Origin of the sequence: Brachybacterium hainanense (assembly GCF_042434575.1) — a bacterium.
GTDB lineage: Bacteria > Actinomycetota > Actinomycetes > Actinomycetales > Dermabacteraceae > Brachybacterium > Brachybacterium hainanense.
Genome location: NZ_JBHLSV010000016.1, coordinates 63,698 through 86,761 on the forward strand (window position 1 = coordinate 63,698; position 23,064 = coordinate 86,761).

Consider the following 23,064-nt stretch of genomic DNA (forward strand, 5'->3'; position numbering starts at 1 on the left):
ATGGATGAGACCTTCGCATCGGCGCCGCCGCGCATCGAGGACGAGCGCACGCTCGTCCTGCGAGCTCAGGACGGGGACGTCACGGCCTTCGAGCAGATCATCGACCGTGTCCAGGGACGGCTCTTCCGCACGGCGGCGATGATCGTGGGCGACCGCCAGGACGCGGAGGACGTCGTGCAGGAGACGCTCCTGCACGCGTGGAAGCGCATCGAGCTGCTCGAGGAGCCGGCGGCCCTGCGCACCTGGCTGACCCGCATCTGCACACGGCGCGCCACCGACCTCGTCCGCACCCGGGCGCGTCGCGGCACCGACCCGGGCGAGGACCGGGATCTCGAGGCCGCGGCCGACGCCGTGCTCGGTGCCGCAGGGCCCGCTCCTGACCCCGCGCGGGCCGCCGAGCTCGACGCCCAGACCCGTGCGCTGCACGAGGTGCTCTCCGGGATCGAGGTGGATCTGCGCACCTGCTGGGTGCTGCGCGAGCTCGAGCAGCTCTCCTACCAGGAGATCGCCCGGATCGTCGGGTCGAGCGAGACCACGGTGCGCGGCAGGCTCGCCCGCGCCCGGGCACGTGTCATCGAACGGATGGAGGAATGGAGGTGAGCGACATGACCCCGCAGGATCCCGATCCGGGCCGGCCCTCCCACGCCGTCGGATCCGCCCCCTCCCCGCGCCCAGAGGCGGAGGCCCTCGCGCAGGCGCAGGCGACCGAGTCCTACCACCGGCTGATCCGCGCCGTGCGCGAGGAATGGGCCGCTCAGGAGCAGTCCGGCGACGACGCGTTCCAGATGTCCTCGCGCGCGCTGCGCACGATCAAGGAGGCCGTCCGCGCGGATGCTCGGCACGGCCGCCGCGTCGAGATGCCGCCCACGCCGGACGGGCCGTACGTGCTGACCGAGCTCGCGCTGCGCACTCTGCTGCGGGAGAGCGTGGACGCCGTCCCCGGAGCACGTGCGCTGCGTTCGGAGGTCACGTACACCCCGAGTGCGCACGGTCCGATCCAGCGCGGCATCCCCCGCCGGATCCGGTGCCGGATCTCCGCCCGCCACGACGGGGGCAGCCTGATCGCCCTCGCCGACCGAGTCCGCGCCGCCGTCCAGGAGACCTGCGCCCTCGAGCTCGACCTGCAGGACCTTCCCGTCGACATCCGCATCGAGGATCTCCATGACCGCTGAGCCGAAGCCCGCCTCCACGCCGCTCACCGCCGATGACCTCGTCTCGGTCGTGTGCGCCGTCCCCGGGGTCCGCGGGATCGAACCCGGGATCGCCACGACCCTGCGCGCGATCGACGCCCGGATCCGCCGCTCGCAGGCGGACGCCCACTACGGAGTCATCCTCGACCGCGGCTCCGGGACGGTGATCGTGGAGATCGGGCTGCACCGGACGGCGCCGGTGCGCAGCATCGTCGCCGACGTGCAGCGGACGGTGCGGGCGGCCGTCCGCGGGCATCTGCCCGAGGGCACGGACGTCATGGTGCGCGTGCAGTCGCTGGGCTGAGGCGCCCTCGGCGGCCGGGCGAGTGCCGGCGGAACAGGGCTGGGAGCACCAGGACAGAAGAGTGCAGAAGAGAAGAGGAGACATCAGGAGACCATGGTCGTCATCGGCTGGATCATCGTGGGGCTGCTGGCAGGCGCCCTGGCCAAGCTCGTCATCCCCGGGAAGCAGGGAGGCGGCTGGATCGCCACCGCGGCGCTCGGCGTGGTCGGCGCGTTCATCGGAGGCCTGCTGTTCGGGATCTTCGGCACGACGGGCGTGGGCTCGGTCCTCTCGGATCCGTGGTCGTGGGGCTCCCTCGTGACCGCGGTGCTCGGCGCGGTCGTGCTCTCCTTCGCCTGGGGACTGCTGACCAGCGACGAAGAGAGCTGATCGCCCGGGGTGCGGCGTACCCGGAGTGCGACCGATCGCACCCCAAGCCAGGGCTATGGGTCCGATAAGCTGTGATCGGGCGCGCGTCCTGTCGTCCCGGACGCCTCCGCCCCCGGACCAGACCCGCCGTCGCGCCGCCGTGCGCCACGGCCCCCTCCTGCCCCTGGAGCCTCGATGACCTCTCGACCTGCCCTCGCGCGCCGCACCCTCCTGCTCTCCGGCAGCGCTCTGGCCGCCCTCGCCCTCGCCGCCTGCGGAGGCGGGTCCGGCTCCGGCGCGAGCGACGCCGGCGGCGCCGAGCAGGAGATCGTCATCGGCACCACGAACGAGCCCACCTCGATGCAGCGCAACGTCGGCGGCTCCTCCGGCATCTCCGAGACGACCAGCCGCAACGTGTACGAGGGCCTGACCGCGGTGGACGAGACCGGCGCCGTGATCGACGTGCTCGCCAAGACCGTCGAGGTGTCCGAGGACGGCCTCACCGTCACGATCACCCTGCAGGACGGCGTCCTCTTCCATGACGGCAGCCCGCTCACCTCGACGGCCGCCGCCTGGTCCATCGGCCAGGCCATCGCCCCCGAGTCGAAGTCCGCGCGCGCCTCCGACCTGCGGGTCATCACCGGCATCGACACCCCGGACGAGGCGACGCTCGTGCTGACCCTCGCCCACCGCAGCGCCTCGCTGCGCTTCTTCCTCGCCTCCGTGACGATCGTCCGCGACGGCGACACGGAGAACACCTCCGAGAACGGCACCGGCCCCTACCGCCTGGAGGAATGGGTCCAGGGCGACCACCTCACCCTCACCCGCAACGAGGACTACTGGGGCGAGCGCGCGAAGAACCCCGGCGTCACCTTCCGGTTCTTCGCGGATGAGACCGCGATGAACAACGCCCTGCGCACCGGCGAGCTGGACCTGGTCCTGCAGCAGCAGAGCCCCGATCAGCTCTCCCAGTTCGAGGACCCCGGGCAGTACACGATCACCGAGGGCAGCTCCATCCAGAAGTGGGTGTGGACCTTCAACAACGAGGTCGCCCCCTTCGACGACGTGCGCGTGCGCCAGGCGCTGTACACCGCGATCGACCGTCCCGCGATCCTCAGCGCCGTCTGGGGCGACAAGGGCGTCGTGATCGGCTCGATGCCCCCGGTCTCCGAGCCCTGGTACGACGCGTCCTTCGCGGAGATCCACGCCTACGATCCCGCGGCCGCGACCGCGCTGCTGGCCGAGGCGGGCCAGACCTCCCTCAGCGTCCCGCTGACCTACGTCGCCGGCTCCACCGAGGAGATCATCGTGCAGCAGATCGCCTCGGACCTGGAGGCCATCGGCGTGAGCGTGCAGCTCGACGCGATCGACGACTCCACCTGGTACGAGAGGGTCTACACGAACAAGGACTACTCGACCACGCTCATGAGCCACAACAACCCGCGCGACGTGCTCTGGTACGCGAACCCGGACTTCTACTGGCAGTACGACAACGCCGAGGTGCAGCAGCTCGCCGTCGCCGCGGAGGAGGCCGGGACCGAGGATGAGCAGGTCCAGGACATCCACGCGCTCTCGAGGATCATCGCGGAGGAGGCGCCCTCCGCATGGCTGTTCATGGCGCCCCAGATCCGCATCGCCGCCGCCGGCGTCACCGGCTTCTCCCCGGACAAGAACGCCGAGCCCTTCGTCGTGGCGAACATCGTGCGCGAGGGGGCGTGACGGGCGGCCGGGGCAGCAGCACCGCCGAGTTCCTCCTGACCCGGGTGCTGCTGCCGCTCGTGGCGCTCTGGGCCACCTCGGTGATCGTCTTCCTCGTGCTGCGGGTGCTGCCGGGAGACCCGGCAGGCGCGCTGCTGGGCGTGGGCACGACCGACGCCCAGCTGGAGCAGCTGCGCCGCGAGCTGGGCACGGACCAGCCCCTCGTGGACCAGTACGCCGGATGGCTGCGAGAGTTCCTCACCGGCACCTCCACGAGCTTCGTCTCGAAGACGACCTTCGGGGAGCTGATCTCACGACGCCTCAGCATCACCGTGCCCCTGTCGCTCGCGGCCTTCGTGCTCTCCGTGCTCGTGTCCTTCCCGCTGGGGACGCTCGCGGCGGTCCGCCGCCGGTCCCCGGTGGGCCTCGCGGTCTCCGCGCTCTCGCAGGTCGGCGTCGCCGTCCCCATCTTCTGGGTGGGCGTCATCCTCATCTGGGTGTTCGCCCTCGAGGCGGGGACCCTGCCCGCGGGCGGCTTCCCCCGCCAGGGCTGGGACGATCCGGTCGCGGCGATCCGCGCGCTGATCCTGCCCGCGGTCACCATCGCGATCGCCATGAGCTCGGTGATGATCCGCTACGTGCGGGCCGCGGTCCTGGACGTCCTCGATTCCGATCACCTGCGCACCGCCCGCTCGCTGGGCTACTCGCTGCCCGCCGCCCTGTGGCGCCACGGTCTGCGGCACGCCGCCGTCCCCGTCGTCGCGATCCTCGGGATCGAGCTGGCGACCTCGCTCCTGGGCGCCGTGGTCGTCGAGAACGTGTTCGCGCTGCCCGGCCTCGGCACTCTGCTGCTGACCTCCGTGACCGCCCGCGACCTGCCCATCGTGCAGAACCTCGTGGTGCTGCTGACCGCGGTCGTGCTGCTCACGAACACGGGCGTGGACCTGCTGCAGAGGATCATCGACCCGCGGCTGCGCGCCGCCGGAACCCCGGGAGGCCGGGCATGAGCGACCTGCGACCACCCGAGCTGGGCGCCGCCACCGGCACGTCTCCCGCCCCCGGATCCGATGCCCGCGCGGGCTCCGGCCGTACGAGCGGCCGCCGGGCGCTCTCCCCGTCTCTCGTGATCGGCGGCGTGCTGCTGGGGATCACCGTCCTGCTCGCGCTGGCGTCGATCCTCTGGACGCCCTACGCGCTCACGGACACCGGATCCGGGCCGCGGCTGGCCGGGCCGTCCGCGGCGTTCTGGCTGGGCACCGACCGGCTGGGCCGGGACGTGTTCACCCAGTTCATGGCCGCGGCACGGTCCGCGCTGCTGGTCGCCGTCTCCTCGGTCGCGATCGCGACCGTGATCGGCACCGTGATCGGCGTGGTCGCCGCCGCCTCGATCCGCGTGGTCGACACGGTGCTCGCCGCCGTGATCGACGTGCTGATCGCCTTCCCCACGCTCCTGCTGGCGATGCTGGTCGTGACCGTGCGCGGGGCCTCGCTCAGCTCGGCGATCCTCGCGATCGGCATCGCGGGCTCCGCGGTGATCGCGCGCATCACCCGCATCAACACGGCGCGCGTGCTGCGCGAGGAGTACGTGACCGCCGCGATCGTCTCCGGCACCGGCTGGGGCGGGATCGTCCGCCGTCACGTGATCCCGAACGTCGCGCCCACCCTCGTGGTGCAGATGATGCTGCTGGGCGGCGCCTCGATCCTCGCCGAGGCGTCCCTGTCCTACCTGGGCCTGGGCCCACCGCCGCCTGCCCCCAGCTGGGGGCGCATGCTGCTGGAGGCCCAGTCGACGGTGTCCTCCCAGCCGTGGGCGGCGATCGCCCCCGGCCTCGCGATCGCCGCGACCGTGCTGGGGCTGAACCTGCTGGGCGACGGCCTGCGCGAGACCCTGGATCCCCAGCTGAGGAGGGCCCGATGAGCCTCGAGATCGAGGATCTCACCGTCACCACCTCCTCCGGTCGTCGCCTCCTGGACGGCGCGTCCTGGCAGGTGCCCGCCGGTGGACGGCTCGGCGTGATCGGCGAGTCCGGCTCCGGCAAGTCGCTGACCGCGCAGGCGGTGCTGGGCCTGCTGCCGGAGGGCATGCGGGCCACCGGCTCGGTGCGCCTGGACGGCGAGGAGCTGCTGGGCAAGCCGGAGCGCGCGCTGCGGAGGATCCGCGGCCGACGCATCGCCATGGTGTTCCAGGAGCCGCTGACCGCCCTGGATCCGCTGATGAGCATCGGGAAGCAGATCGAGGGGCCGCTGCGCCTGCACACGGGCCTGCGCGGATCCGCCGCCCGCGACAGGGTGGTCGCGCTGCTGGACATGGTCGCGCTGCGCGACCACGACCGGATCCTGCGCTCGTACCCGTGGCAGCTCTCCGGCGGGCAGCGTCAGCGGGTCGCGCTCGCGATGGCGCTCGCCTGCGAACCCGAGGTGCTCATCGCCGACGAGCCCACGACCGCTCTGGACGTCACCCTGCAGGACGAGATCCTCACCCTGCTCGCAGGGCTGATCGAGGACACCGGCGTGAGCCTCGTCTTCGTCTCCCACGACCTGCCCGTGGTGGCCCGCGTGGCCGAGGACCTCGTGGTCATGCGGGAGGGCCGCGTCGTCGAGACCGGGCCCGCCGCCCGCGTCCTCGCGGCCCCCGCCAGCGGCTACGCGCAGGACCTCATCACCGCCGCCCGCAGTGTGACCGCGCTGCCGGGCCGGGGCGGTCCCCCGTCCGACCCGCCCGAGGAGAACCGATGAGCGCGCCGCTGCTCGCCCTGCGGGGCGCCGAGAAGTCCTACGGCTCCGGGCCGAGGGCCGCACGCGTGCTGCACGGCATCGACCTCGAGGTGAGAGCGGGGTCGAGCCTCGGGATCGTCGGCGAGTCCGGGGCCGGGAAGTCGACCATCCTGAACCTGCTCATGGGGCTGTCCTCGCCCACCGCCGGGACCGTCGAGTTCCGCGGCGAGCCCCTGCGCCGTGCCCGGCCCGGGCGGATGCGGGACTTCCGCCGAGCCGTCCAGCTCGTCTTCCAGGACCCGCGCTCCTCGCTCGATCCCCGCATGAGCGTGGGCCGGATCCTCCGCGAGCCCCTCGAATCCCTGAGGATCCCCGGCGACCACGGCGCCCGCGTCGCCGAGCTCCTGGAGTCGGTGGGCCTCGAGCCGGGGATGGCCTCCCGCTATCCGGGCGAGTTCTCCGGCGGGCAGCGCCAGCGCATCGCGATCGCCCGCGCGCTCGCCCCCTCCCCGGAGGTGCTCGTGGCCGACGAGCCGGTCAGCGCCCTGGACGTCTCCGTCCGCGCGCAGACCATCGCCCTGCTCGCCCGGCTGAAGGAGGAGCTGGGCATGACCATGGTGATCGTCAGCCATGACATCGCGATCGTCGGCCAGCTGTGCGAGCAGATCGTGATCCTGAGCGACGGCCGCATCGTCGAGCACGGCCCCACCCCCGAGGTGCTCACCGATCCCCGGGACCCCTACACCCGGAGGCTCCTCGCGGCCGTGCCGCAGCTGGGGTGAAAGGGGCGCGACCCGGCGTCATCCCACCCTCACCGCACCGGCCCCATCGCTCCAGCCCCACCGGGCGGATCGGCTCCACGTCGTCCTCGCGGACGCGGGCCGCTTCCCCGGTCGGCGTCGGGCCGGGAAGGATCAGAGCGGATCGATGAGCGGGCGCGGGGTCCAGGCGTCGGCCCACGGCAGGGCGGTGATCCGGAACGGCTCGGGGAACCGTGAGAGCCCGCCCTCCGCGAGGCTCCCGCCGTCCGGGGTCCGCTGTACGAAGCCGCGTCTGGACCAGGAGACCTCGTAGGCGCCTTCGACGACGTCGAGGATCACCTCGTCCAGCGCTCGGAGCAGGCCGTCGGACCCGTCATCGCAGGCATCGCAGCCGCAGTCCGGCAGCAGCTCGACCTCCACGGCGGGTTCACCCACCCCGAGGACGAGGCCGTGGATGCCGGACTCGGCCGCCGTGCGCCCCAGTCGCAGAGCGAGAGCCCCGGGGCGATGAGGACGCATGACCGTGACGTCGCGGGGCTCGACGCGCGGTGCCGCCCGCCAGGCGCTGAGCTCCGGCCCGTCGACCTCGATCGCCTCCGCCCAGCCGCGGCCGGTCAGCACGCGGGCCCATGCCGCGGCGCGAGCGGCCAGGACCTCGTACTTCTCCGGATCGCTGACGCGGCTGTACTCCTCGTCGAGGACGTCCCGCAGCGTGCCGTCGGGCAGCTGATGCGGATCCTCCCAGCGCATCGCGTTCCCGCCGAGGTGCGCGAACTCCGTCTCGACATCGCCGAGGAGCCTCTGCAGCGGCGCGGCAAGCTCGGGCGGCGCCGGCTCGACGTCGTCGTCAGGGTCTTCCGCGAACAGCGGGATCGTGAACCGTGCACTCATCTCCCCGTCCTCCGATCGTCGTCCCGGCAAGCACATCACCGCTCCGAGACTCCCGGCAGCGCCGCGGGCAGCCGCCCCCGCAGGGTGCGACGCTCGCCGACGATACCCTCCTCCGCCCCGGCGTGCAGGGGCGGGGGCTGCCCGGGTGCTCGGGCCGCGGGCGCCCGGCCCGGTCCCGCCGTCCTCCCCGGAAACCTCCTCGTCCGTAGGTTCCCGCGGGTGCTAGCCTCGATCCGATCGTGACCAGCAGACAGGAGGTGGGACCCATGACCGCAGCAACCGTGGGTGCTCCTCTCCCTCCACGATCGCGCGGCTGACGCAGCCGCCCGCCGGGAGCCCCGACCGCGCATCTCGCGAAAGGCGACTCCCATGCATACAGCTCCTCCTTCCTCGTCCTCCGATGTCTTCTCCGCGCCCGCCCCGGCGCCCGATGTTCGCGCCCTGGTCCTGGGCGGCGGCGGATCCACCGGCAACGCCTGGCTGATCGGCGTCCTCGCGGGCCTTGCCGAGGGCGGGGCCGATGTCTCCGCGCCCGAGCTGACCATCGGCACCTCTGCAGGTGCGACGGCGGCCGCGCAGCTCATCGGCCGGAGCCCTGCGGAGCTGTATCAGGCGGTGCTCGAGACCCCGCCGATGCACGGCACCGCCGCGCCATCCGCCTCCTCGGCGCCGCGGTCCCCTGCAACGCCTCCGGGCCCAGCCGGTGCGGCCTCGGCCCTCGCCCGGATCACCGGGATCATCACGGACTCCGCAGATCTCCCCGACTTCCGCCGTCGCATCGGCGCGGATGCCCTCGCCCGCGGGGAGCAGGCGGGCCCGCAGCATTCCCGGCGCTGGCGCGGCATCGTCGCCGCCCGCCTGAGCACCGCCGAATGGCCGCAGCGCCGCGTGGTCCTCACCGCCGTGGACGCCCGCACCGGCGAGGAGGTCCTGCTGGACCGGGACAGCGGCGTGGACCTCGTGGACGCGGTCGCGGCGAGCTGCGCGAGCGGTCCCGCCTACCGGCTCGGCGGACGCCGCCTGATCGACGGCGGCTTCCGCATCGGCGCGGAGAACGCGGACCTCGCCAGCGGCTGCGGGCGCGTCCTGGTGCTCTCGCCGCTGGGCGGTCGGTCCCTGCACCCGCGCACCTGGGGCACGCTGCTCGAGGACCGGGTCGGGACGCTGTGCGCGCAGGGCTCCCAGGTCCGGGTCCTCGTGCCCGATGTCGCGCACGATCACCTCTTCGGAGCGAATGCGATGAACGCGGCGCTGCGCCCGGAGGCGGCGCGCGTCGGTCGCGACCAGGGCCTGCTGAACGCCCCGCAGGTCGCTGAGCTGTGGCGATGCTGATGCCGGGCGGTCAGACAGCCAGCACAGGGACAATGACCCCATGAGCTACGCGATGGAGGAGACCGTCCAGGAGCACCCGGCCCGCCGCCTGACGCTCGCCACGCCCGCCCGCTTCGACACCCTCGTCCATGCCTTCGAGGCCGTGGTCCCGATGCTGTCCGAGGAGGAGGCGCTCACGCAGCTCACTCCGGACTGGGCGGCGTTCGTGCGGGGCCTGGAATGGGAGGCGCCCAGCGGCTTCGTGCGCACGGCGACCTCCCGCCCGAGCGATCTGCTGCAGCACGCGGGCAGCCGGTCCCGCAGTATCGTCTGGACGATCGTGCACCACCCCATCGCCGCGCGGCTGCACCGGCTCGAGCCGGCGACGCTGCTGTCCACGCACCTGCGGATCCAGGCGCACACGACAGCGCGACCGGGAACCGTCCTCACCCTCGACGTGCCGAGCGCCGCGCTGCGCGCCTTCGGGTCTAACAAGATCACCCAGGGCGGCGTGGAGCTGGACCGGGCGCTCGGAGACCTCCTCGAGGACCTCGGGCTCCCCCGCCCCTCTGTGCTGCGCCGCTGATCCGGGGCCGATGAGGGCTGATACCCGTCCTCGTCGACCCACCGATCGGTCGGAAAGCCCGCGCTTCGACGCCCCCTCTGAGTAGAGTGCCCGCACGAGGACCGCCCGCTCGAGGACGAGCTGCGGGCCTGTCCCTGATGCACGAGGACGTGTGGAGGACCCATGAATCCGGACGCCATCACCCTTTCCGCCGGAAGCCTGGCCACGGTCGCCGTGATCGTGGTGATCGCCCTGATCGCCGTGGCCATGGCACTGCGGTTCCGCGCCGAGGTGCTGCGTGCAGGCACCGGCACACCGACCATGAACGCCGTCGCCGGTGCCGTGCAGGAGGGTGCAGCCGCCTATCTGCGCCGTCAGCTGCGCACCCTCGGCGTGTTCGCCGCGATCGCCTTCCTGCTGCTGCTCCTGCTGCCCGTCCACGGGACCGACGGCTCGGGCGCGCTCCTGCTGCGCGTGGCCCGCTCCGTCGCTTTCCTGGTGGGCGCGATCTTCTCCGGGCTCATCGGCTACCTGGGCATGTGGCTGGCAGTGCGCGCCAACGTGCGGGTCGCCGCCGCGGCGCACACCACCGGCCGCGATCCCGCGATGATGATCGCGGTGCGCACCGGCGCCTGCGTGGGCATGGCGACCATCGGCTTCGGCCTGCTGGGCGCGGGCGCGGTCGTGCTGCTGTTCCGCGGGAACGCCGCGCTCGTGCTGGAAGGCTTCGGCTTCGGCGCCGCCATGGTCGCGATGTTCATGCGCGTGGGCGGCGGCATCTTCACCAAGGCGGCCGATGTGGGCGCGGACCTGGTCGGCAAGGTCGAGCAGAACATCCCCGAGGACGATCCCCGCAACGCCGCGACCATCGCGGACAACGTGGGCGACAACGTCGGCGACTGCGCCGGCATGGCCGCGGACCTCTTCGAGTCCTACGCGGTCACGCTCGTCGCCGCCCTGATCCTGGGCCGTGCCGCCTTCGGCGAGTCCGGGATGGTGTTCCCGCTGATCGTCCCCGCGATCGGCGTGGTCACCGCGCTGATCGGCCTATACCTGATCCGGCCGCGCGACGGCGTCAGCGCCCTCGTCACGATCCGCCGCTCCTTCTTCGTCGCCGCGATCATCTCCGCGGTCCTGTGCGCGATCGCCGCCTTCGCCTACCTGCCCGGCAGCTTCGCCGAGCTCGGCATGGCCGATGCGGGCGCCGCGGTCGACGATCCGCGGATCGTCGCCGCCGGGTCCGTGGCGATCGGCATCGCCCTCGGCGTGCTGATCCTGTACCTGACCGGCTACTACACCGGCACCGAGGACCGCCCCGTCCAGCAGGTCGCCGCCACCTCCCGCACCGGGGCGGCGACCGTGGTCCTCTCCGGCTTCGGGCTGGGCCTGGAATCGGCCGTGTTCACGGCGCTCGTCATCGCCGGGGCCGTCTTCGCCGCCTTCCTGCTGGGCGGCGCCGGGGTGACGGGCCTGTTCGCGATCGCCCTCGCCGGCTGCGGGCTGCTGACCACCGTCGGCGTGATCGTCGCGATGGACACCTTCGGGCCGGTCGCCGACAACGCCCAGGGCATCGCGGAGATGTCCGGGGACGTCGACGGCGAGGGAGCCCAGGTCCTCACCGAGCTCGATGCCGTCGGCAACACCACCAAGGCGATCACCAAGGGCATCGCGATCGCGACCGCGGTGCTCGCCGCAACCGCCCTCTTCGGCTCCTACACGGATGCGATCCATGAGGTCCTCGGCGAGCGCTACCAGCAGTTCCTCGACCAGGCAGTGGTCTTCTCCCCCCAGACCCTGGTGGGCGTGATCATCGGCGCCGCCGTCGTGTTCCTATTCTCCGGCCTCGCGATCAACGCCGTCGGTCGGGCGGCGGGTGCCGTCGTCTACGAGGTGCGCCGTCAGTTCCGGGAGATCGCCGGGATCATGGAGGGCACTGCGAAGCCCGAGTACGGCAAGGTCGTCGACATCGTCACCCGTGACTCGCTGCGGGAACTCGCCACCCCGGGCCTGCTCGCGGTCGCGGCGCCGATCGCCGTCGGCTTCGGCCTGAGCGCCCCCGCCCTCGCGGGCTATCTCGCGGGGGCGATCGCGTCGGGCGTGCTGATGGCGATCCTGCTCGCCAACTCCGGCGGAGCCTGGGACAACGCGAAGAAGATCGTCGAGGACGGGCACCACGGCGGCAAGGGCTCCGAGTCCCACGCCGCGACCGTCATCGGCGACACGGTGGGCGACCCCTTCAAGGACACCGCCGGTCCCGCGATCAACCCGCTCATCAAGGTGATGAACCTGGTCGCCGTGCTGATCGCCCCGGCCGTCGTAGGGATGTCCGCGCTGAGCGGGGACGCGAATCCGCTGCGGTACGCGATCGCGGCCGTCGCCGTGCTCCTGATCGCCGTGGCGGTCGCGATCTCGATCCGGCGCGGCGTGGTCCTCGAGGACACCGGCGACGACGAGGCGGAGCGGGCCCGGGTCGTGGAGGGGTCCGGGAGCTGAGGCCGAGCGGGGATCTGGTCCGCCGGCGTGGAGACGGCGAGGCGCACCAGGTCCCCCGCCCTCGCAGGACTCGCCGCCGAGCACGAGAGGTACGTCGGAGCCTGATCCTGACCGCTGCCGACGTGCAGGCACCACCGTCCTGCAGGCCTACGCTGACGCCATGGCCGCCCCGCTGACTCTGCTGCCCTACGACGAGGACGCCTCCGGTCCAGCCCGGAGGCCGGCGGCGCCCGCGCGTCTGCTCGACCTGGCGATCCGGGCGATGAACCACTGCACCGGACCGCACAAGGACCAGGCCTTCGCGGACCTCGCCGCCGGGAACGTCGTGGAGCTGGGAGCGGGCGGCGGGTCCAACCTTCCCTGGCTGCCCGCGGGCACGCGGCTGTATGCGGTCGAGCCGAACCGGGCCCTGCATGCGTCCCTGCGCGCGCGATGCGATCGCGCCGGGATCGAGGCCGTGGTGCTGCCGGTCTCCGCGGAGCGCCTGCCCCTGCCCGATGCGTGCGTGGACGAGGTCATCTGCTCGCTCGCGCTGTGCACCATCCCCGATGCCGAGGCCGCGCTCGCGGAGGTGGCGCGGGTGCTGCGACCGAGCGGACAGTTCCGTTTCGTCGAGCATGTGGCCGCGCCCGCCGGCAGCCTGCGCGGCCGGGCGCAGGGGGCGCTGCGCCGGCCGTGGGGAGCGATCGCCGGCGGCTGCGACCCGCACCGGGACACGCTCGCCCGTATCGAGGCGGTCGGCTTCGCCGAGGTGCACGCCGTCCGGGGCCTGCTGCGGCACTCCCCCGCGTGGCCCGTGAACACAGCGGTGTGGGGGTGGGCGGTGCGCTGATGCGGCATGGGCATCCGTTCGGGCGGCGGGGCGTGCGCCCCTCGGATCCGACGCGTATCGGGGCAGGTCAGTCCGTGGGCGCCGATGCCCCGCCGGAGCCGGCGTCCCCCGGCTGCGTCCCCGTCCCGCCGCGGCGGGCGATCTCGGCGCGCGCCTGCTCGAGGATCTCGGGCCGGAAGCGCCCGATCCATGCGCCGATGCGCCCGCTGGTCCAGTTCTCGTCGAAGACGAAGGGCTGGATGCCCACCAGCGGTCGGCCATTGGGGCCGATGCCGAAGGCGTCCGCGTAGGCCTTTCGCATGGCCGGGCTGTCGTTCCTGCGGAACTCGACCTCGCCGTAGCCCAGGAGGCCGACGGCGGAGCCGAGCGACTGCGCCGCGGAGGCGAGCGCGTTCACGCCCGCCTCCCCCACGGCCTTCGCCATCGAGTTCCCGGCGATCATCTTCGCGTCCTTCTTCAACGGGCGCACCGTGCCGGCCTCGAGGACGGCATCCCAGGCGAGACGCCGCACGTTGCCCCAATCGTCGTGCTGCTCGAGACCCGTCGGTCCTACGACGAGCTTCGCGGTGGAGAGGTTCCGGCGCAGCTGGGCGACGCGCAGCGCGAGGAGCAGGGCGAGGACGGCCAGGGTGATGAGAGCGCTGAGGATCTGCCCCAGCGGCGGTTCCATGCCCGCCGCGCCGAGCCCGGCGGCGATGAGGAACCACAGCAGCAGTCCCGCCACGACCAGCAGACAGCCGGTGCTCGTGAGAGTGTTCCGGATGACCTTGGCCGTGTCGCCGACGGCGAACTCCTCGGGTTGGCTGAAATCGGGGGACATGCTGAACTCCTCGGACGGGGCACGCACCCTCGCGTGCCTGTCCTCTTCACGCTAGGGGCGATGCGCCGAGTCCGACATGGGGACAAGTGCCCATGCGCGCCCTGCGATGCGGATGCCGGAGGTACGGTGCACGGACCGTGCGCGTCTCCGGCGCTCCCCTCCGTCGAACAGGATCCCGCATGACCACCAGGCACCACATCGTCCTGCTCGACTGCGGCGACACCCTCATCGACGAGGGCTCGGAGGTCCATGGCGAGGACGGCATCGTCCTGGCCGGCGACATGGTCCCCGGGGCCCGGCGGATGCTCCAGGGCCTGACGGACGCCGGCTTCCGCCTCGCTCTGGTCGCCGACGGACGCCTGACGTCCTTCGAGAACCTCCTGGGCTCTCACGGAGTGCTGGACCTGTTCGAGACGCTCACCTGCTCCGACGCCGTGCGCCACCGCAAGCCCAGCCCGCGGATGTTCAAGGCCGCGCTCGGCTCCCTGGATCTCTCCCCGGAGGACGCCTCGCGCTGCGTCATGGTCGGCAACAACCTGGAGCGCGATGTGGCCGGGGCGAACGCGATGGGCATGACCAGCGTGCATCTGGCGTGGACGCCGCGGTACCCGCGCGAGCCCCGCACCGAGATCGAGCGGCCCGATCATCGGATCGAGACGCCGGAGGAGCTGGTGGGACTGCTGCTGCGGCTGGAGGCGGAGCGTGGTGGGGCCGATGTCGGAGAGACGGCACCGACGATCGACGCCTGACGGAACGATCGCTCATCCGCCACCGGTCCGGTGCGACGGTCGATGGCATCCGGTCGATCCGGCAGGACGCGATCACGGGCCGGCTTCCTCCGTGATCAGCGCCCCTCCTCCCGCAGACCCAGCTCCGGGAGGACCAGCCGGGGCTTGCCGGGGTCGAGCTCGGCGAGCTCCTCGTCCTGCAGGTCGACACCGTCCGGCATCGGTTCCGGGTCACGCCAAGCCTGGTAGACGAGGTCCTCCGGGGATGCGACGCCGTGCGCGTCACGCAGGGCCGCCACGCAACGTCCGGCGAACTCGCGGTGCTGCGGCAGCGTGGCGGGCAGCGGGAGCGTCAGGCTCCAGTGGAGATCCTGGGCCTCCGGCCTCGGCGCGTCCCATCCCGCTGCAGCGAGCCGGGACTCGTCGATCCCGGGCGCGAACCGCGCAGACGCCGCCTCGGCATCCACACGATCGGTCTCCCCGGCGAACTGGACGTATCCGCCGCGCTCCCGCGACGAGGAGATGATCAGGAACGTCCGCTCCCTCACCTCGTAGAGCGTGAGGGCGAGATACTCGACGAGCTCATCCCAGGTCATCACCAGAGCTCACCACCGTCGGATCGGTCATGGATTCGAGGGTCGATGCAGCGCTGCATGCCCTCGACCCTACGGGAACTCGACCTCGCGCGCACTGGTGCCAGGACATGGTGCAGCCCGCGGCCGATGCCGCCCGGCACGGGCCGAATGCACGGAAGCGACCCGGTCGGCTGCGGCGGATGCTGCCGTGGCGGCGGATCGGGGAGCTCGCGCTCACGCGTCCGCGAGAGGCCATCTGTCGCGCAGGATCGCCGCCGGGACGAGGACCGCCGCCGCCACGAGGGAGATCGCGGCGAAGACGGGCATGTCGACCACGTCCTCGCCGGTGAAGGCCAGGGCGAGGTTGGCCCCCAGATGGATCACGCTGCAGATCACGATCCGCTGCCAGAACGATCCCGTCATCACGAAGGTCATCGTGAGGGTGAGCGCGGTCGCGGCGATGATGAACGCCGCATGCTGGAGCGGCGGCAGCGCGAAGTACTGGACGTGCCAGAGCGCGAAGAGCACGCCGTTGAGGACGGCGGAGATCGGGCGGTTCAGCCTCCGGAGCAGCTGATGGAGAAGGACTCCGCGGAAGCCGACCTCCTCGCAGACGGCACCGAGCAGCTGCGCGATGAGGATCAGCAGGAACGGTGTGCCCGCCAGAGCATCGGGCACCGCCGGTGGCGCGCCACGGGCGAACCAGACGCCGAGGACGAAGATCGCGACGGCGATCGTCGCCAGCATCAGAGAGAGCAGGAAGCGCGGAGCCGATGCCGCGGGGAGGCCGAGGTGTCGGGCCCGGGGAAGGAGGACCCAGGTCGCGCAGGCCCCGATCGCGGGGGCGAGCATGACCAGCGACAGCACACCCATGGGAACACCGAGAGGTTCCTGCACGGCCAGCAGGCCGACCGCCGCCGCACTGGAACCGAGCAGCCACACCAGGATCACCACCCACGGCGCGGTCGACGCGAGCTTCTGTCCCTCGGGGGTCGTCATGTGCACGGGATCATCCTCCGGTCGTCACGCCGACTGGAGCGCCGGGTCTCCCCATCCTCACGGCTGCTCCTGCTTTTCGCGAGCTCGGGGGGAATCCATGACCTCCGCGGCGGGCATGTCCATGCCGACCGCTCCGCTCCATGACCCCAGGCGCTTGATCACCGTGGCGAGGGAGGGTCGGCCGTTCTCACGCGCCCACTGCGCGTACGCCTCGGATCCGCCGCCGGGTCGCGCGGCGCGGAAGTCCTGCACGGCGTCGCGGCAGTGCGCATCGGTCCACGCGGGCTTCGTCCCACCGGTGATCCCGCCGGCCTCGCGGACCAGCTCACCCCAGCTCAGGCCGGTGCGGCGCAGAAGGGTCTGTGCGGTGGGCCGGCGGCGCGCGCTCGCCCAGCTGCGGTAGCGGGCCATGGTGAGGTTCTCGCCGAGCTCCGCCATGGCGTCGCGGAGATGCTGGGCGGGTTCGACCTCGGGCGACGCCTCGCTCCAGGTCCGCGGGGCGGTGACGCGGCCTCGCCAGGCATCGTCGAACCCCTCGCCCAGGTCGATCGGCTCGCCGCGCAGCACGGCGAGGGCGGTCGCCGCGATCTCCGCCCAGCGGTACGGGAGGCGCTGGCGGATCAGGGTGAGGGAGGGAGCACCGTCATGTCGATGCAGCCACGCATCGGCCTTCGCGCTGGAGGTGCCGCCGTCCGGGGCGGCGACCGCGGCGATCACCGCAGCCCAGAGGTCGTCCTCGCCGAGCGCGGAGCGCGGCCGGCCGCGCTCGGTCGTGAGGCCCGCGGCGTGCAGGGCCTCGTTCCAGGTGCCGAAGCGGATCGCAGCGGTCTGGTTCCCGGGCACCCCGCGCTGCTTCGCCCAGGCGGCGAAGGCGCTCGCGGTGCGCTGTCCCGTCTCGCGGTGGAAGGTGCGCAGGTCCTCGAGGATCTGCTCGTCGCTGCGCCGCACAGCGGAGACCGGACGCGCCCTCGGAGCGAGATGGTTCGTACGCCGGGATCCCAGCAGCTCCCGCACCTGGTCCTCGGTCATGCCGAGGCGTCGAGCCCCGCTCTCGGGGGTGTCACCGGGATGTGCCAGGGACCAGGCCTGCACGGCCTCGCGGTGTTCCCTCTCCCGGGCCTCGCGCATACCGCGCAGCGTGCGACCGATGTCCGTCGTGCTCCACGGGGTGTGCTTCGTGATGATCTGGCGGATCCGCTCGCGGGTGACGCCGAAGCGGTCCCCCAGCTCCTGCAGCGTCGCGCCCATCGCGTAGCAGCGCACGCAGGTGCGGGCGCGCTCGTCCTCGAGCACGGTGCCGGACAGGGCGGAGTCCAGATAGCCCGGTCGCAGGGCCTCGGGCTCCTCCCCCGCCGAGAGGGCCATATCCTGCTCCGGGGAGCGGACCAGGCGGGTGATGTTGGCGTGCGGGATCCCGAAGGCGGACTCCGCTGCCTGCCAGCCGTCGTCGGCGGCGTGCGCGGCCCAGGCCCGCAGCCGGCTTCGCAGCGCGACGCGGATGCTCGCCGCGCCGCCCGGGATCACGGCCTCGAGCGCCGCTTCGACCTGGGCGGTGCTCGCGCTGGTGAATTCGACGATCTCCCCGATGGTGTAGCCCTGCTGGGCGAGGTCGACCACGGCGTCGACGTCGAAGATCCGCGCATCCGCGACCGAGTCATCGAGCGCACCGACCTCCCCGACCGCCTCGACGACTTTCCCGCGGGAGGCGTCCTCGCCTGCCTGCTGCTGGCCGATGCTCCCTCGGCCGATGTCGATGATCGTCATCGTGCTCGCCCTTCCCTTCCCCTGACGGATGCGGTGCCTCGAGTGCGAGAGAGGGGTCGGACAGTCGACCGGCGGCGGACCCGCCTCATGTCGCCCGCGCCCCTCCCCGACACCCGAATCCCGTCGCGTAACGCACGTCACAGCCGGTTGCAAGGTGCCTGCCGTCGACCCTACTCTCAACTTGTCGGACAACATGATGACCGGCAACCAATCGGGACGATACGATGCGGTGACCGAAGGGAGGGCTCCGTGGACTTCACGCCGAGCGCGATCCAGACCAGCTCGATGACCCAGCAGGTCTACGCGGACCTGCGCCGACAGATCCTCCACGGGGACCTGCCCGATGGCGCGAAGCTGCCATCGGAGCCGGAGAGCTGCCGCACGTACAACGTCTCCCGCACCACCGTGCGCGAGGCGTACTCGATGCTCCAGCAGGAGGGCATCGTCGAGGTCCGGCGCGGATCGGGGCGCTACATCGTCCCCGGCGCCTCGACGATCATGAAGGGCTCCGCGAACCTGATCCGCAGCATGCGCGTCTTCCTCGAGGCCCGCGGCCACCAGCCGCAGGTCGAGGTCCTCGCCGCGGTGACGCGGCCCGCGGAGCCGGAGGAGTCCTCGTTCTTCCATCATGACGGCGAGGTCCTCGAGATCCAGCGCGCATACATCGACGGCGGCGACCTGCTGACCTACGCGATCAACGTGCTGAATCCCTCCGATGTGCCGGACTGGCGATCGACGGACTGGCATGCCTCGATGCGGGAGATCGCCGACCGCCACGGCCGCTCGGTCCGGAACTCGGTGGTCGACGTCTCAGCCGCGAACCTTCCCCCTGAGATCCAGGAGCGGTTCACCACCGACCCGACGCAGCCCTGGCTGCGCACCTCCGGTCCCTCCTACGACCAGCGGGGCAGACCCCTGTGGTGGTCCTACGAGTACACACGCGGCGATGTCCGGACCGTCCGCATCGTCAACCGGGAGTCCCTGAACCCCGAGTGATCCGGGGGACCTCCCCCGGGACCGCGGCCTCGCCGCCCATGACCCACCCCTGACATGGGGCGCCCTGCCGCACCCGAGAACGCCCGGCGCACTCCCCTTCGCGCTCGATCCTGCCCGATAGCCCCTGCGCACCCACCGTGCGCTCACCCCTGCCCGAAAACGCCCAGGAGGCGAGGCCCGCTCATGCCCAACATCCTCATCGCCGCCCACGGAGACCTCTCCACGGCGCTCACCCGGACCGCAGCGCTGATCGTCGGCGCGACCGATCACGTCCGCTGCTTCGAGATGACCGCCGACCTCCACCACACCGACGCGGAGCAGCAGCTCACCGCCCTGGTCGACGCCGGTCGCGCCGCCGAGGAGCGCCTGCTCGTCCTGGTCGACATCCAGGGAGGGAGCCCCTTCAACATCTGCAGCCGGCTGCTCCTCGAGCACGGCGACTTCGACCTCGTGACGGGCGTGAACCTGCCCATGCTCCTCGAGGCCCTCACCGCGCTCGATCCGCCCTCGGGCGCCTCCCTCGCGGCAGCCGGCAGCGCCGCGATCACCGACATCAGCACCCTCATCCACGCATCGGAGGACAACGATGATTGACCTCGTCAGAGTCGACGACCGCCTCATCCACGGGCAGGTGGCCATCGGCTGGACCGCAGCCGTCGGCGCCAACACCATCCTCGTGGCCAACGACGCCGCCCAGGCCGATCCCACTCAGGCCATGGCCCTCAAGCTCGCCGCCCCCTCCGGGGTGAAGCTCTACATCCGCTCGGTCGCGGAGTCCGGGGAGATCGTCCGGAAGTTCGCCGACGCCCAGAAGGCTCGGGTCATGGTGCTGGTGAAGACCGTGGCCGATGCCGCGGCGCTCATCGCCGGCAGCGACGGCGCGATCACCAGCCTCAACATCGGCGGCCAGCGCGCCGGCGAGGGACGCACGAAGCTCACCGACCACACCGCCGTCACCGACGAGGAGCTCGCGCAGCTCGACGCGCTCCAGGCGCAAGGGGTGGCGATCGATCTGCGGATGCTGCCCCGGGACACCCCCGTCCCCTTCGCGCAGGCCCGGTCGCGGAAGGCCTCCTGACATGACGACCGCACTGCTCATCGGCCTCATCGCCGGAATCGGCATCCTCGACGAGAGGATCTTCGGCGTCACCCTGTTCGGCCGCCCGCTCGTGCTGAGCGTCCTGGTCGGCGTGGTCCTCGGCCATCCTGTCGAGGGCATCATGATCGGAGCCCAGCTCGAGCTGGTGTGGATGGGCCTGGCAGGTATCGGCGGCTCCACCCCGCCGGACTGGGTCACCGGCGGCGTCATCGGCACCACGCTCGCGATCCTGTCCGGCCAGGGCGTGGGCGTCGCCCTCGCGATCGCCGTCCCCGTCGCCGTGCTCGCCCAGTCCCTCGGCGTCCTGGTCCGCATCATCAACCTGCATTTCGCGAACCGGGCCGATGCCTTCGCGCTGCGTGGGGACTTCCGCGGCGTCACCGTCATGATGTGGATCCCGCCGATCCTGTTCTTCCTCTCCACCGCCATTCCCGCATTCCTGGCGACGCTCCTGGGCGCCGGTCGGATCGAGGGATTCATGGATGCGACGCCCAGCTGGATCATCGACGGCCTCACCGTCGCCGGGAACCTGCTTCCCGCGGTCGGATTCGCGCTGCTGCTGGACATCCTCTACTCGCGCCGGACGGCGGTGTTCGCTGTGCTCGGCTTCCTCATCGCCGCCTATGCCGGGATCGACATCACGGGTGTCGCCCTGATCGGCGCCTGCATCGCCATCATCCTCACGCTGTTCACGCAGCGCGACGGCGCCCCGACGAAGGAATCGTCGGACGTCGACAGCCTCACCGAAGGGGAGATCGTCTATGACTGAGCGGGCTCTGGACACTAGGACCCTGCGCTCCGTGTTCTGGAGGTCCTTCGCCCTCCAGGGAGCGTTCAACTACGAGCGCATGCAGAACCTGGGATACGCGTACGCGATGATCCCGGTGCTGCGGAAGCTGTACACGACCGAGCAGGAGCGGGCCGAGGCGCTGCAGCGCCACCTCACGTTCTTCAACACCACTCCCGCCGTCTCCCCCGCGATCATGGGCGTGAGCGCGGCGATGGAGGAGCAGAACGCCAAGGACCCGGAGAACTTCGACACGAGTTCGATCAACGCGGTCAAAGCGGCGCTCATGGCGCCGGCCGCCGGGATCGGGGACTCCCTGTTCTGGGGGACGTTCCGCGTGATCGCCGCCGGGATCGGCATCTCCCTGGCAAGCCAGGGGAACATCCTCGGGCCGATCCTGTTCCTGCTGCTGTACAACATCCCGCATCTGGCGGTGCGCTATCTCGGGCTGCGCTACGGATACCGGTTCGGGACGGAATCCCTGCAGAAGATGGCCGCCGCCGGGACCATGGACACGGTCATGTCGATCGCGAACATCATCGGAATGATGGTGGTCGGCGGAATGGTCGCGACCCTGCTGAACATCACCACTCCCCTGACGTTCGGGATGTCCGGAGCGACCGTCGAGATCCAGGAGATCCTCGACCAGATGTTCCCCGCGCTCCTGCCGCTGCTCGCGACGATCGGGATCTTCCTCCTGATCCGCAAGAAGGTCTCCGTCACCCGCATCACCCTGGGCGTCCTCGCCGCGGGGATCCTCCTCCACGTCCTCCACATCCTCTGACAGAAAAAGGAACCATGAACACCCGCATCGAAGAGTACATCCGCGAGACGCCCGCCCGTCTGAAGGACATCCAGGCCGGGGCCGAGGCCCTGTTCGCCGAGGTCGCCGCCGGTCCCTGGACGCGGATCATCGTCACCGGCTCCGGCACCAGCTTCCACAGCGCGGCGCAGATGGAGCAAGCCATGCGTGAGGCCTGCGGCCTGGACGTCCGCGCCGTCTACCCCTTCGCCGTCACGGCGGAGATGATCGGCGACGGCGCGGGCACCCTGATGATCGGCATCTCCCAGGACGGCGGCAGCCTGTCCACCCTCGGCGCCCTGGAGCTGGGCAAGCAGGCCGGCTGCGCGATCGCCACCATGTGCGGCCGCGAGGGCGCGGTCCTGGACAAGGTCGCCGACCACGTGCTGACCGTCGCCGTCGGCCCGGAGACGGCCGGCGCCAAGACCAAGGGCTTCTACGGCACCAAGCTGAACCTGCTGCTGCTGGCCCAGGCGATCGGCCGAAGCAACGGCACGCTCACCGCGGAGGACACCGTCGCAGCCTCGGCCGCGCTCGAAGCGGCGATTACCCGCTTCGACGGCGTGTGCGACGCCGCCGAGGCGTGGGTGCGCGCGCACCTGCCCGAGTTCGCCGCCACCCGCGACCTGCGCTTCGTGGGCCCCGCGTCCCTGTACGGCGACACCCTCGAGGTCGCCCTGAAGACCCTGGAGACCCTGCGCGTCCCGGTCACCGCGTACGAGTTCAACGAGTTCATCCACGGCATCTACAACGCCATCACCGAGGACTCCTGCATCGTCCTGCTCGACGACGGCACCGAGCCGCGCATGGAGACCATGGCCGCCGTGCTGAAGGAGTGGACCGAGCACGTCCACGTGATCGGCAGCGTGCAGCGCGAATGCACGGATCTGTTCCTGGGCGACGTGCCGAACGACGGCTACGAGACCTTCACCTTCCCCATCGCCGGGCAGCTCATCAGCGCCCTCGTGCCGTGGGAGAAGGGCTACGACCCGGCGACGCCGAAGGACCCGACGTTCCACGACCGGCTGGCGAGCAAGGACCGGTGAGCTGGGGCGGGGTCATGGGTCGATGACGGCGTGATGACGGTGAGGCCCTCGCAGCGGTGGCTGCGGGGGCATCGCCGCTCCCGCGGGCGCGCCCCGGTCCCTGTCTCGTGCGCTCCCGACACGCGCTCGTGCCCGTCTGTCCCTTCCCCGCCGCATCCTGGGCTCATGGAGTGGAGCGACCTCACCGATGCCGTGCTGACCGAGGCCTGCACGCCCGCGGTCTTCAAACACGTCATCGCGCTAGCACTGATATGTGGGGTTTCCCTGTCAAGTGGGCAGGGTGAAGCGGGGCATCCGTCCGTCGACGGGTGCCCCGCTTCGTCGTCCCTGCGGCAGGGGC

25 protein-coding genes are annotated in these 23,064 nt (G+C 71.7%); 20 read left to right on the forward strand and 5 right to left on the reverse strand.

Features of this window, described 5'->3' with window-relative positions:
• The 9 genes from ACFFF6_RS13230 (at position 1) to ACFFF6_RS13270 (ending at position 7,037) form a co-directional block, all read left to right on the forward strand.
• Positions 1–600: an RNA polymerase sigma factor gene (locus ACFFF6_RS13230; RefSeq protein ID WP_376981466.1), complete on the forward strand. Its 600-nt coding sequence runs from the start codon at positions 1–3 to the stop codon at positions 598–600.
• On the forward strand, positions 597–1,172 hold the full coding sequence (locus ACFFF6_RS13235; RefSeq protein ID WP_376981468.1) for a hypothetical protein: 576 nt from the start codon (positions 597–599) through the stop codon (positions 1,170–1,172). Before ACFFF6_RS13230 ends, ACFFF6_RS13235 begins: the two co-directional genes overlap by 4 nt.
• A complete protein-coding gene (locus ACFFF6_RS13240) occupies positions 1,162–1,494 on the forward strand; it encodes a hypothetical protein (RefSeq protein WP_376981470.1) in 333 nt (110 codons plus the stop codon). Before ACFFF6_RS13235 ends, ACFFF6_RS13240 begins: the two co-directional genes overlap by 11 nt.
• 93 nt (positions 1,495–1,587) lie before the next feature.
• A complete protein-coding gene (locus ACFFF6_RS13245; RefSeq protein ID WP_376981472.1) occupies positions 1,588–1,863 on the forward strand; it encodes a GlsB/YeaQ/YmgE family stress response membrane protein in 276 nt (91 codons plus the stop codon).
• 174 nt (positions 1,864–2,037) lie between these two features.
• Positions 2,038–3,561: an ABC transporter substrate-binding protein gene (locus ACFFF6_RS13250; protein WP_376981474.1), complete on the forward strand. Its 1,524-nt coding sequence runs from the start codon at positions 2,038–2,040 to the stop codon at positions 3,559–3,561.
• Positions 3,558–4,547: an ABC transporter permease gene (locus tag ACFFF6_RS13255; RefSeq protein WP_376981476.1), complete on the forward strand. Its 990-nt coding sequence runs from the start codon at positions 3,558–3,560 to the stop codon at positions 4,545–4,547. The genes ACFFF6_RS13250 and ACFFF6_RS13255 overlap by 4 nt, the downstream gene beginning before the upstream one ends.
• Entirely contained in the window at positions 4,544–5,458 is a 915-nt protein-coding gene (locus ACFFF6_RS13260; RefSeq protein ID WP_376981478.1) for an ABC transporter permease, read from the forward strand. The genes ACFFF6_RS13255 and ACFFF6_RS13260 overlap by 4 nt, the downstream gene beginning before the upstream one ends.
• On the forward strand, positions 5,455–6,276 hold the full coding sequence (locus tag ACFFF6_RS13265) for an ATP-binding cassette domain-containing protein (protein WP_376981480.1): 822 nt from the start codon (positions 5,455–5,457) through the stop codon (positions 6,274–6,276). The genes ACFFF6_RS13260 and ACFFF6_RS13265 overlap by 4 nt, the downstream gene beginning before the upstream one ends.
• Complete coding sequence (locus ACFFF6_RS13270; protein WP_376981482.1) at positions 6,273–7,037, forward strand: ABC transporter ATP-binding protein; 765 nt, start codon at positions 6,273–6,275, stop codon at positions 7,035–7,037. Before ACFFF6_RS13265 ends, ACFFF6_RS13270 begins: the two co-directional genes overlap by 4 nt.
• 132 nt (positions 7,038–7,169) lie before the next feature.
• On the opposite strand, the gene ACFFF6_RS13275 is transcribed toward ACFFF6_RS13270, so the two are convergent.
• The gene (locus ACFFF6_RS13275; protein WP_376981483.1) at positions 7,170–7,907 is read right to left on the reverse strand and encodes a DUF6226 family protein; all 738 of its coding nucleotides are present in this window, start codon (positions 7,905–7,907) and stop codon (positions 7,170–7,172) included.
• 369 nt (positions 7,908–8,276) lie between these two features.
• On the opposite strand from ACFFF6_RS13275, the gene ACFFF6_RS13280 reads away from it, so the two are divergent.
• From ACFFF6_RS13280 to ACFFF6_RS13295, 4 genes are all read left to right on the forward strand, one after another.
• The gene (locus tag ACFFF6_RS13280; RefSeq protein ID WP_376981485.1) at positions 8,277–9,239 is read left to right on the forward strand and encodes a patatin-like phospholipase family protein; all 963 of its coding nucleotides are present in this window, start codon (positions 8,277–8,279) and stop codon (positions 9,237–9,239) included.
• Between the two features lie 40 nt (positions 9,240–9,279).
• Positions 9,280–9,804, forward strand: coding sequence for a hypothetical protein (locus ACFFF6_RS13285; protein ID WP_376981487.1), 525 nt, complete (start codon positions 9,280–9,282; stop codon positions 9,802–9,804).
• A gap of 162 nt (positions 9,805–9,966) precedes the next feature.
• Positions 9,967–12,276 carry a sodium-translocating pyrophosphatase gene (locus ACFFF6_RS13290; RefSeq protein ID WP_376981489.1) on the forward strand — a complete coding sequence of 770 codons (2,310 nt, stop codon included), beginning with the start codon at positions 9,967–9,969 and terminating at the stop codon, positions 12,274–12,276.
• 160 nt (positions 12,277–12,436) lie between these two features.
• A complete protein-coding gene (locus tag ACFFF6_RS13295) occupies positions 12,437–13,108 on the forward strand; it encodes a class I SAM-dependent methyltransferase (RefSeq protein ID WP_376981491.1) in 672 nt (223 codons plus the stop codon).
• Between the two features lie 67 nt (positions 13,109–13,175).
• On the opposite strand, the gene ACFFF6_RS13300 is transcribed toward ACFFF6_RS13295, so the two are convergent.
• The gene (locus ACFFF6_RS13300) at positions 13,176–13,928 is read right to left on the reverse strand and encodes a hypothetical protein (protein WP_376981493.1); all 753 of its coding nucleotides are present in this window, start codon (positions 13,926–13,928) and stop codon (positions 13,176–13,178) included.
• Between the two features lie 179 nt (positions 13,929–14,107).
• Here ACFFF6_RS13300 and ACFFF6_RS13305 point away from each other — a divergent pair, with 179 nt between their 5' ends.
• Positions 14,108–14,677 (forward strand): HAD family hydrolase, encoded by a 570-nt coding sequence (locus tag ACFFF6_RS13305; RefSeq protein WP_376981495.1) that lies wholly within the window; start codon positions 14,108–14,110, stop codon positions 14,675–14,677.
• Positions 14,678–14,772: 95 nt separating this feature from the next.
• On the opposite strand, the gene ACFFF6_RS13310 is transcribed toward ACFFF6_RS13305, so the two are convergent.
• The 3 genes from ACFFF6_RS13310 to ACFFF6_RS13320 all read right to left on the reverse strand — a co-directional run bounded on the left by ACFFF6_RS13310 (position 14,773) and on the right by ACFFF6_RS13320 (position 17,994).
• Positions 14,773–15,252: a TY-Chap domain-containing protein gene (locus ACFFF6_RS13310; RefSeq protein WP_376981497.1), complete on the reverse strand. Its 480-nt coding sequence runs from the start codon at positions 15,250–15,252 to the stop codon at positions 14,773–14,775.
• 213 nt (positions 15,253–15,465) lie between these two features.
• The gene (locus ACFFF6_RS13315) at positions 15,466–16,230 is read right to left on the reverse strand and encodes a CPBP family glutamic-type intramembrane protease (protein ID WP_376981499.1); all 765 of its coding nucleotides are present in this window, start codon (positions 16,228–16,230) and stop codon (positions 15,466–15,468) included.
• Positions 16,231–16,287: 57 nt separating this feature from the next.
• Positions 16,288–17,994 carry a homing endonuclease associated repeat-containing protein gene (locus ACFFF6_RS13320; RefSeq protein ID WP_376981502.1) on the reverse strand — a complete coding sequence of 569 codons (1,707 nt, stop codon included), beginning with the start codon at positions 17,992–17,994 and terminating at the stop codon, positions 16,288–16,290.
• 249 nt (positions 17,995–18,243) lie between these two features.
• Between ACFFF6_RS13320 and ACFFF6_RS13325 the strand changes: the two genes are divergently transcribed.
• From ACFFF6_RS13325 to ACFFF6_RS13350, 6 genes are all read left to right on the forward strand, one after another.
• On the forward strand, positions 18,244–18,990 hold the full coding sequence (locus ACFFF6_RS13325) for a GntR family transcriptional regulator (protein ID WP_376981504.1): 747 nt from the start codon (positions 18,244–18,246) through the stop codon (positions 18,988–18,990).
• A 183-nt stretch (positions 18,991–19,173) separates the two neighbouring features.
• A complete protein-coding gene (locus ACFFF6_RS13330; protein ID WP_376981506.1) occupies positions 19,174–19,584 on the forward strand; it encodes a PTS sugar transporter subunit IIA in 411 nt (136 codons plus the stop codon).
• The gene (locus tag ACFFF6_RS13335) at positions 19,577–20,068 is read left to right on the forward strand and encodes a PTS sugar transporter subunit IIB (RefSeq protein ID WP_376981508.1); all 492 of its coding nucleotides are present in this window, start codon (positions 19,577–19,579) and stop codon (positions 20,066–20,068) included. The genes ACFFF6_RS13330 and ACFFF6_RS13335 overlap by 8 nt, the downstream gene beginning before the upstream one ends.
• 1 nt (position 20,069) lies before the next feature.
• A complete protein-coding gene (locus ACFFF6_RS13340) occupies positions 20,070–20,858 on the forward strand; it encodes a PTS mannose/fructose/sorbose/N-acetylgalactosamine transporter subunit IIC (RefSeq protein WP_376981510.1) in 789 nt (262 codons plus the stop codon).
• Positions 20,851–21,660, forward strand: coding sequence for a PTS system mannose/fructose/sorbose family transporter subunit IID (locus ACFFF6_RS13345; RefSeq protein WP_376981512.1), 810 nt, complete (start codon positions 20,851–20,853; stop codon positions 21,658–21,660). The genes ACFFF6_RS13340 and ACFFF6_RS13345 overlap by 8 nt, the downstream gene beginning before the upstream one ends.
• A 14-nt stretch (positions 21,661–21,674) precedes the next feature.
• On the forward strand, positions 21,675–22,724 hold the full coding sequence (locus ACFFF6_RS13350) for an SIS domain-containing protein (RefSeq protein ID WP_376981514.1): 1,050 nt from the start codon (positions 21,675–21,677) through the stop codon (positions 22,722–22,724).
• Positions 22,725–23,064: the final 340 nt, after the last annotated feature.